4 protein-coding genes and 1 pseudogene are annotated in these 6,764 nt (G+C 35.0%); all 5 read right to left on the bottom strand.

All coding sequences use genetic code 11. The features are described from left to right. A partial coding sequence (gene hsdR / locus ACOI1D_RS20635) for a type I restriction-modification system endonuclease (protein WP_422503970.1) occupies positions 1-1,930 on the bottom strand: 1,930 nt, incomplete at its 3' end. Positions 1,931-2,287: 357 nt separating this feature from the next. After that, positions 2,288-2,755 carry a hypothetical protein gene (locus tag ACOI1D_RS20630; protein ID WP_422503969.1) on the bottom strand — a complete coding sequence of 156 codons (468 nt, stop codon included), beginning with the start codon at positions 2,753-2,755 and terminating at the stop codon, positions 2,288-2,290. A 723-nt stretch (positions 2,756-3,478) separates the two neighbouring features. Further along, positions 3,479-4,046 (bottom strand): annotated as a pseudogene (locus ACOI1D_RS20625) (TCP-1/cpn60 chaperonin family protein); the annotation flags it as partial. A 21-nt stretch (positions 4,047-4,067) separates the two neighbouring features. Continuing rightward, a complete protein-coding gene (locus tag ACOI1D_RS20620) occupies positions 4,068-4,415 on the bottom strand; it encodes a transposase (RefSeq protein WP_422503968.1) in 348 nt (115 codons plus the stop codon). A 275-nt stretch (positions 4,416-4,690) separates the two neighbouring features. Further along, positions 4,691-5,113 (bottom strand): pyridoxamine 5'-phosphate oxidase family protein, encoded by a 423-nt coding sequence (locus tag ACOI1D_RS20615; RefSeq protein WP_422503967.1) that lies wholly within the window; start codon positions 5,111-5,113, stop codon positions 4,691-4,693. Positions 5,114-6,764 lie beyond the last annotated feature (1,651 nt).

The following is a 6,764-nucleotide window of genomic DNA, read 5'->3' as shown; positions in this document are numbered from 1 at the left end:
CTAGGATTACTCGGTTGAAATTCTCCGTAATAACGGTTTTATTAAAATTAGTAACTTCAATATTCACTTCATCTTCTAACAGTTCCGTCTCTATCTCACCAGTACGGGTATTGTACAGATCCACCGATTCACCGACAGCCCACCCAATCCCGGATTTCTTTAATACTGTTTCATATTGATATGGGGGCTCATGGTCAATTAAGTAACCATCTATTACTGCTTCACGATAAGAATACGTAAAAACAGGTTTTCCAAATATATCAACCGTGTGCAGTGCTGGTGTAGCTGTCAAGCCGATTTTTGTTGCATCAAAAAAATCAATTACTTGACGATATTTACTGACATAATCCTGATGATCCCTGAACAACTCTTCCACTTCCGACATTTCTTTATCCAATGTATAACCTCGGTGGGCTTCATCGACGACGATACAATCATATTGATCTACTGTAAGTGTGTTTTCATCTGAGTCAGAATAAAATAACCGCTTCAGCATCCCTTGTACCGTTGCTATTTGTACTTTTGTCTCGGAATTTGGACTTTTATCTTCAAGAGACTGCAGTTCAAATATCTCCGTAAAGGAATGAAAATTTTCACTCTTAGAATCTTTAAATGCAGCTTCTGCTTGTTCACCCAATGCAGATCTATCAACTAAAAATAGAATACGCTTGAAACGATTGTGTTTAATTAGGCGGTAAATGAGTCCAATCGCCATTCTTGTTTTCCCGGTACCGGTAGCCATGGCGAGCAATATCTCGCGTTTTCCTTGTTTAACTGCATTCTCAACTGCTTTTATTGCATCATTTTGATATGGTCGCAAATTTAAATAGTCCAGTGATTCATCATGGAGTTTCTTAGTAGCTACGTCAACATCCTGTTTCAGTGAATCCTTAAGACCCTGGGGAGAATACCATGCTTTAAGAGGCCTTGGATGATTGGTTGGTTTCCTTGCATCCAGAAACCATATTCCTGATTTTTCTTCAAATTGTTTCAGATATGGTCGACCGTTTGTAGCAAATAAAAAGGGTACGAAATAAGCACCATAAGGATCATGAATCTCTTCATCTCCGTGCTTAATTACTGTTCTAGCATAGTCCTTTGCCTGTTCAATATCTGACAAGATGTTTTTACTTAATCTTTTCGCTTCTATAATCGCAACGAATTCTAAACCAACGAATAATGCGTAATCAGCATACCCTGTTTTTAATGGCCACTCTGCAATAGCTAGGTTCTTCCTTTTGTCAGGGCGAGCTCCTTTGCCATATCGCAGCACTTCCGTATCAACTTCCCACCCAGCGTCACGTAATTGTTCATCAATAATTACTCGAGTTTCCTGTTCTGTAAGATTGATACGACTACCAAATGTCCGGGAATCCTTTTTGCGCTTTCGTTTTTTATCATCCGGCACAGATAATTGCTCCAGGCGTAATTTTTCCAGTTGATTCTCAAGTTCTGTTACCTTTTCTTCATATGTAGCTGATAGTCTATTAAGTTCTTCGGCATCAACTTTTTTAGTAGGTGTTAATTCTTTATATTTTGGTTCTTCAAAATCCCATTCGCCGTATACTTCCATAAACCAAACAGCTAGACGGAAGGACATTTGCGACAGCGCTTCAGCTTCCTTCTGTGTACCATAACCCTCATGCATTGCCTTATTACCTTTTTTTCTAATCGTTTGAAGGATGTCCTCTAATTCTAGCGTAATCAGATCATCTCTTCTTAAGGCTTGGATTCGGTCAATTTGTTTTGTATCATATGTTTCGTCTATTTCTTCAAAAGCTAGTACAAACTTTGTTAACGTCTCTGCAAATACGCGTAGTTTCATCAAGGTTGTGTTTGGATCTATAAAGACGTTACTTTCTGCGGTTTCACCTAAGTTAGCTAGGATGTCCCACTTGTCTGATAGAAAATAAAAATTGCTCTTACCCATGATACACACCCCCTTGTTTGTGACTATATTACTATTATAACATTTTAATGGTCGAACTTTAATTCAATTATATTTATTTGTAGTATGTGTCTTGGCAAAAAAAATAAAACGATAGTGCAACCAATTAAGTAGTCACTATCGTTTCATTTTCCTATAAGGTGTAAAAAAGTATTTATCATGTCAGGTTTTAGTTTGAGTGTATTGTAAACGTGTTAATTCACTAGACAACCATTCAATACGTAATCTATCTAGTCTATTGTTATACACATTTCTACAAATAAACCACACTTTTCCTTCCACAAACGCACCCTTTTGCTTAAGAATACTGACTAACCTCACACCCTTTATGCTGAACATTTATTCAAGTGTAGCTTTCAAAATAAACAAGCTAGCGAAGTTACTTATTGAATTTATTTGGACAGTCACAGTATCTCCTGATTGAATAGCTTGACTTTCTCCGCTAACATTCAACAATACAGTAATAGGTTTCTCCTCTGTAGACACAACTCCTAATCCAACAAGGCCTTGTTGTTCATTTGAACCTATCTCACTAACTGTGAAAGTTAAACTTTCACCTTGAACATCCTTGCCACTAGCTAACACTTGATAAAAATTCTTACCTTCTTGTTCATTGATTGCATTATAATCTGGTACGACAAGATAAGCTCCGAAACTAGAAGATATAAGGAGCAAAATACCTACAACAAAAACTACAATGGGATATCTGAATCTTCCTTTCTTTATCATAATTACAATAAACCATATAATTCCTATAGCAATTAAAATAAATGAAAAAATTAAGAGAAGGCCTAAAAAAACTTGCATTAAATTTCTCCTTTCATATTTATAAGATTAGTTTTTTTATACAACAACTGAGTCTGTTAGTTCCATAAAATAATTGTTAATTAATAAGTAATATGTTATTGAACATTCAGGTTATTCATTAATGATTGATCAGTTTTTTCCTGTATAGTTTCTAAAACTAGTTCTTTTACCCATGCAATCTCATGCCACAATCTTCTTGATCTATGCATACCCAAACTTTTTTCTTAACTTCATTAAAACCGTCGTCAAGATATACCGTTTTATACTCAATCTCTTCTTCGTTCGTGTTTCCGCATGCAAAACATCATTCTATAGTCATTTCATTCACGCCCCTATTCTATTTATTTAGAGAATACATATTTTTCTATACATAAATTTTACCATATATCATACTGATTGGTTACACTTAATTAATATTTCTTATGCTACTAAACTGCTCAATAAGCCTTATTCAACAATCTGGCCCGTTTGGTGAATAAAAACTTTTACAATGGTGGAATGGAATTATTCCACACCTATTACAAATATACTGCCAAAACACACAAAGGTATAAATGCCAAATACACACAATTTTAACTTTTAATAATTAATCGTTACTTAAAACACAAAAAAGAGAACCCCACCTAAGCTTTTACACTTAATGAAGTCCTCTCAGTTAAAACTATTTCCAAACCATGAGCATGAATAAAACTAATCATTCATGAACGCAGATATAACAAGGTTTCAAAACCTAAATTGCATCATGCCACCCATGTCAGGCATTCCGCCGCCACCAGCGTTTTCTTCTGGTAGGTCAGCTACAACACTTCTGTTGTTAGGAACATTGCTGCCACAGATGCTGCGTTTTGTAGTGCGTAGCGTGTAACTTTAGTTGGATCAACGATACCAGCTTCAACCATGTTTACCCATTCGCCGGTTGCTGCGTTGAATCCCATGCCAACCGCTTCTCCTTTAAGACGTTCTACGATAATAGAAACTTCAAGGCCTGCGTTGTGCGCGATTTGACGTACTGGTTCTTCTACTAGTGCACGACGAACGATGTTAGCACCAGTTGCTTCATCGCCAACTAGATCCAGTTTACTCCTTTTTTGTATACGCTCACCAGTGCAGTACCACCACCAGCTACGATACCTTCTTCTACTGCTGCGTGAGTAAAATTCAATGCGTCTTCAATACGAAGTTTACGTTCTTTTAGCTCAGTTTCAGTTGCGGCACCAACCTTGATTACTGCCACACCACCTGCTAATTTAGCAAGACGTTCTTGTAATTTCTCTTTATCGAACTCTGAAGTTACAATAGTATTTTTTTGAGGTTAACTTTGTTTTTGTTTAAGAGTGATTTCATACAAAGTTATGTTCAATAGTAGATAGACAATATATATCCCCAAGTAAGAACCAGTAATTAAGAAAAAAGGGTTCAGAAAGATGGCATGAATATTTGTCATAAATACAGTTTTATTTTTAATGATTTGATAAATAGAGACAGAAGCAATATTTCCAAAGATAAGTGTTGATACAAGGCCAGCAAGATTAAAAATAAAATTGAGCTTTTTCCATTTGAGTTGCAGAAAGCACATAAAAAGCGGAAGTAATAGGCTTGCTAATACAAGAATAACATTCATGTAATCACCCTTCATATATTGGGTTATTATTGTTTCCATTTATATTGATATCACTCTAAATAAAAGACTCCCACCTCAAAACTATGTTGACCGTTATATGCGTTCCCAGCGAATCCACTACAGTTTAAATACGAACAATGTGGACGAGTAATGTATCCAAAGTATTGCAAAGTGATATACGGAATACAAATTGCAGTGGAGGAGCAGCCATGAATCGATGGTTAACACTTGTACAAGAATGTATGGATCAATTCAAAAAAAAAGACATTAAAAACGACCACCAGGCATTTTTAGCTGGTGATCTTCTTTTCATCTTACAATTGTAATACCTTAGTTTCCTCTCCTTTTTTGTTCAGTAATCTAATTAGTATTGGTTCAACTTCTAGTACAATATAATTTGGATCATTTGGTCCACTGAACCAAAGCTCCATATGCTCATTCCACAACTGCTTTTTCATCTCTTCTGAATCGTTTATGGAAACTTTTCCTTCATATTCCACATAATCATCACCGTATCCTTCACCTTCATATCCGAGAATAATATGCGTGAAGGGGTTCGTTTCTACTTCTTCCGCTTTATGGGTATCTTTACTCGTTGCTGTATAAAGCTTCAATCCCTTGTTAGAAAAGGTCATATACCTGGAATGTGGCTTGTTATCTTTAACCGTTGCCATTACACCAACATTACTGTCGGTAAGTATGTTCTCTATACTTGCTTTAATCTCTTTTTGATCCAACTATATACACCCCTGCGCTTTAGTTATTTATATAATTATATTTTTCTCCAAGCAGCGTTGTTATATACGCACGCTAATTCATTATTTTTCATACCCTTATAAAAGAGTTTGGCAGGGGAGGATATAAACGTGGATAAGAACGTTCTTCCTCTTGTGGTTTTAATATATTCACTAATACCTTTACCACTTCACGTTAAGTATAGAATTCCCTACCCTTAGTTCCACCGTCATCACGAACAGTTTACTATTTGTAACTAATGAAAGGCTATCCTAAAACGATTAAAAAAATTTTTATTTTCATGCAGCGACATTTAAAGAAAACAAGCACTAATAATGCATGTCACACCACATTCATTTAGGCATACTCACACCTCTTTATTGATTGAAGCCAATGTTCATATTTAATAAACGTCTGGGGCACTCTGATAGTAATACCACGATGGATATATATGCACATGACAAAGAACATAAAAAAAAGAAGCTTCCACTAAGTTTGGTAACTTAATGGAAGCCTCTCTAAGAATCTTATTAATTAAATGTGGTTTTTTCGGTGGTTCGGAATAACGTTAAGTCTTACAAACGTTGATATAACAAGGTTTAAAACCTAAATTACATCATGCCGCCCATAAGGTGAAAGGCTGTAACATCTTTAACGCTGTGTTCTAAAAACGCATTAAATTACTGTTCCCCCTAGAATTAAATGTAATATCTTTAACAAACTTTAACGGTTATTACATCAGTGCGTTAGCAAAATGTTAGCATTTGTTAGCGTATTTATTTGTCATGTTTAGATTAATCATTACTACATTTGGATCAATGATAGTGCTACTTATACTCTTCTTGTTAATTATGGTTAAATATCCTTCTTCAATGAAAGCAACAAACCTTAATCAACATCATCTGAATGAGTAAAACCCGACCTTACTAATAAACTTTTCATTTTTTCCTTTTCAAGGTTTTCATGGCTAACAATTGCTCAAAGTTATCACCTATATGAACATAGTCAGTCTAACCTCAAAACACCTCATATTACTACTACACCTATTAGCGGGATGCCCGTTGTTTATATTCTCTAGCTCTTGGTTTAAGTCCTCTTGACTTACGTTTACACTATATTCTTTTTGATAATTAAAGATATGTGGTAAATGGTTCATTGTCCATTTAGGGTTTGTATTTTCAATAACTTTCATATTAACTCCTTTGCATTTATACGTCCTCCCTGTACAATCCAAGAATAAAGCCATTTTACCTCTATTACTTTAAAATCAAAATAACGCATATCTTATCTAGTCTAGATAATCTAAGAGTAATAAATAATTTTAATTTTAAACAAACTATTATATAAAAATGGTAATAGTTTACGTAGTGAGGTTTGAAAAGTTATTACCAGCAGAAAGCACAGGGGACAGTTTACTAATCTTTTCCTCAATAGGGTTCTTAATTTATAACTTTAAATGTCGTTTTCACCCTCAAAACAGGTTCTGTGTATAATAAAGCTACCAAAGAATACGTACCCTCCGGTAAATTGTCTGGCAATGTAAGTTCGTATTCAACTTCTTCTGCTTGTTTTAATATAATGGATTGTTCTTCCTGGGGGGATGTTTTGCGCCTTATGAAAGACCGTTTCTCTATTCTCATCGATTATAAAATA

It is taken from the genome of Virgibacillus sp. DJP39 (genome assembly GCF_049310925.1).
In the GTDB taxonomy this organism is placed as follows: domain Bacteria; phylum Bacillota; class Bacilli; order Bacillales; family Amphibacillaceae; genus Virgibacillus_F.
This window is presented reverse-complemented; position numbering and strand designations above follow the sequence as displayed.